This window comes from Cupriavidus sp. HMR-1, from assembly GCF_000319775.1.
GTDB lineage: Bacteria > Pseudomonadota > Gammaproteobacteria > Burkholderiales > Burkholderiaceae > Cupriavidus > Cupriavidus metallidurans.
On the sequence record NZ_ANKP01000006.1, the window covers coordinates 1 to 2132 of the forward strand.

At 67.6% G+C, this 2132-nt stretch carries 3 protein-coding genes; all 3 read left to right on the forward strand.

The window, feature by feature from the left end; genetic code table 11:
• The coding region (gene bcsE, locus D769_RS00115) for a cellulose biosynthesis protein BcsE (protein WP_008640764.1) at positions 1-1635 on the forward strand (1635 nt) is incomplete at its 5' end.
• Between the two features lie 3 nt (positions 1636-1638).
• Entirely contained in the window at positions 1639-1839 is a 201-nt protein-coding gene (locus D769_RS00120; protein ID WP_008640766.1) for a hypothetical protein, read from the forward strand.
• Positions 1836-2132: cellulose synthase operon protein YhjQ/BcsQ (locus D769_RS00125; RefSeq protein WP_008640767.1), on the forward strand; the 297-nt coding region annotated here is incomplete at its 3' end. The genes D769_RS00120 and D769_RS00125, both read left to right, overlap by 4 nt.

A 2132-nucleotide genomic window follows, 5' to 3' on the forward strand; every position in this document is an offset into this window, starting at 1 on the left:
GCCAGCGGCCGCGCACACGTGGTGTACGCGCAGCCCTCGCCCGCACGCGATGCTTTCTTCTGGCAAACCGCCGCCGGCGCGCTGCGCGGACCCGCCAGTGTGCTCTCGGCGCGTGATGCCGGCGACATCGCCAAGGCGCTCCGCGAGCATGGTCTCGATATCGACGTCAATCGCGCGCTGCATTCGCGTGCCAATCTCTGTGCCTTGCGTGCCCAACCCGGCCGCGACGGCATCGATGCCTTGATCGACGCGCTTCAGGCACTCGTCGACCAATGCGGCGCGCGGGGCACGATGCTCCTGATCGAAGGCGCCGAAGCATTTTTCAGCTGGCAGGATGCGGTCGCCCTGGCGAGCCAAGGCGTTCGCCTGCACGATTGGTGCGCGAAAGAACGCTGTGGCGTGCTGCTCGTGGTCGCGCCGCCTCCGCTGGCGCCGGGACAATCGCCGCCCGACTTGCAGGCCTTCCACGGCCGTTTTGCCGGTGCGGCGCAACTTTCCCAGCAGCAGGGGCAGTACACCTGGGAAGTCGCGTTCTGGCGCGACAAGCAGTCGGTGGTCGCTGGCGAAGTTTTGCGGCTGCGCTTCGCGCCGCACGAGCAACGGCTGATGGTGGCGTCCGACACCTACAGCGACCAGATTGAGGAAGCGGGAATGCTGGCGCCCGACGAAGACCGCGTGATCGTCAGCCGCGATGCGGTGCTGCGCGAGCGCTTCATTCCCGAGAACTGGCGCATCGTTGACAGCAACGAAGCCGCCGTCGCCACGGCCAGCCAGTCGGTGGCCGCGACCGTGATCCTGCGCTATTCGGGCAGCCGCGACCTGGAACTGCTGGCCAGCCAGGTGCACCGCCTGCGGCGTAGCGCGGGCCGCGCGCTCAAGATCGTGATCCGCGAAGACCGCGAGGCCATGCGCCAGCACTATGAACTGCTGATGCTCAACCTCGGTGCCAATGCCGTGGTGGCGCAACGCACGCCGTTCGCGCGAATGCAGGCGATGATCGACGCGTTGCAAGGTCAGGTCTTCTCGCGGCCGATCCTCGCTGACTATCACAGCGCCCTATCGGCCGTGCTGACGACCTCGGCCACCGGCTACGTGACGCCCGACACGTTCCTTTCTCTGGTGCGCGATGCGATGGACCGCAGCCGCTTGATCCGGCTGCCACACGTACTGCTGCAACTGCCGCTACTGCCCGAAGTGGCGCATATCGACGCGCTGCGCGCCTGCCATATGAACCGCGCCGGCGACCTCTGCACCGCGGGCAGTGATAGCGTGTACGCGTTTTTCTTCGCCTGCCGGCTGGACGATGTCGACGCGGTATGCGCGCGCGTGTTCCAGCGTCCGATGGGCGATATGTTCCAGGGCGATCTGCGCAGCGGCGACAACGAATCGATCGCCGCGACGCTGAGCGAACTGGAGGCCGATATTCAGGCCTATCCGCCTCCCGACTACACGCGCTGGCTGGCCCAGGAACCATCGAGCCACACGGAACCGTCGGATGCACCAACGGAGGCATCCCCAACGACACCGGCCCCGGCGCAGACCTTGCCGTTGATCGCGCCTCGCCGGGCACAAGGCGGCGGTGGCCCACGCGCCCTGCCGCGCCACCACCCCGTGCCGCTCAAACCACTACGCTGACCCATGCCCATCTTTCTCGGCTACTTCGTCTGGGGACTGATTCTGGCGGCGCCGCTTGCGTGGCTGACGTGGCGCTTTGATCTGTTGCGCTGGCTGCCGCGCTGGACCGCGCCACGGCCCCGTCGCAGCGTGCGACTACCACCGCAACTCGACGCCCTGGTGATACGTGGCAAGCGCCGTATCGGCGATGGAGAACAGTCATGATTACCGTGGCCATCGTCTCCACCACGGGCGGCGCTGGCCGCAGCACGCTGACGGCGGAACTGGCCTCGCTGCTGGCCCAGCGCAAGCACCCGGCGCTGGCGCTGGAATGCGATCCCGCCAACGTGCTCGGCTTTCACTTCGGGATGAGAGAGATTCCCGAGGATGGCCTCGGTGCCTATCTCGACGCACCGACCCCTGGCGCGTGGGCACGCGCCGGACAACGCAGCGACGATGACGTGCTGTTCGTGCCATGGGGCAGCGGCGGCGCCCCTGCCGCGCTGGCGAACGCCGCG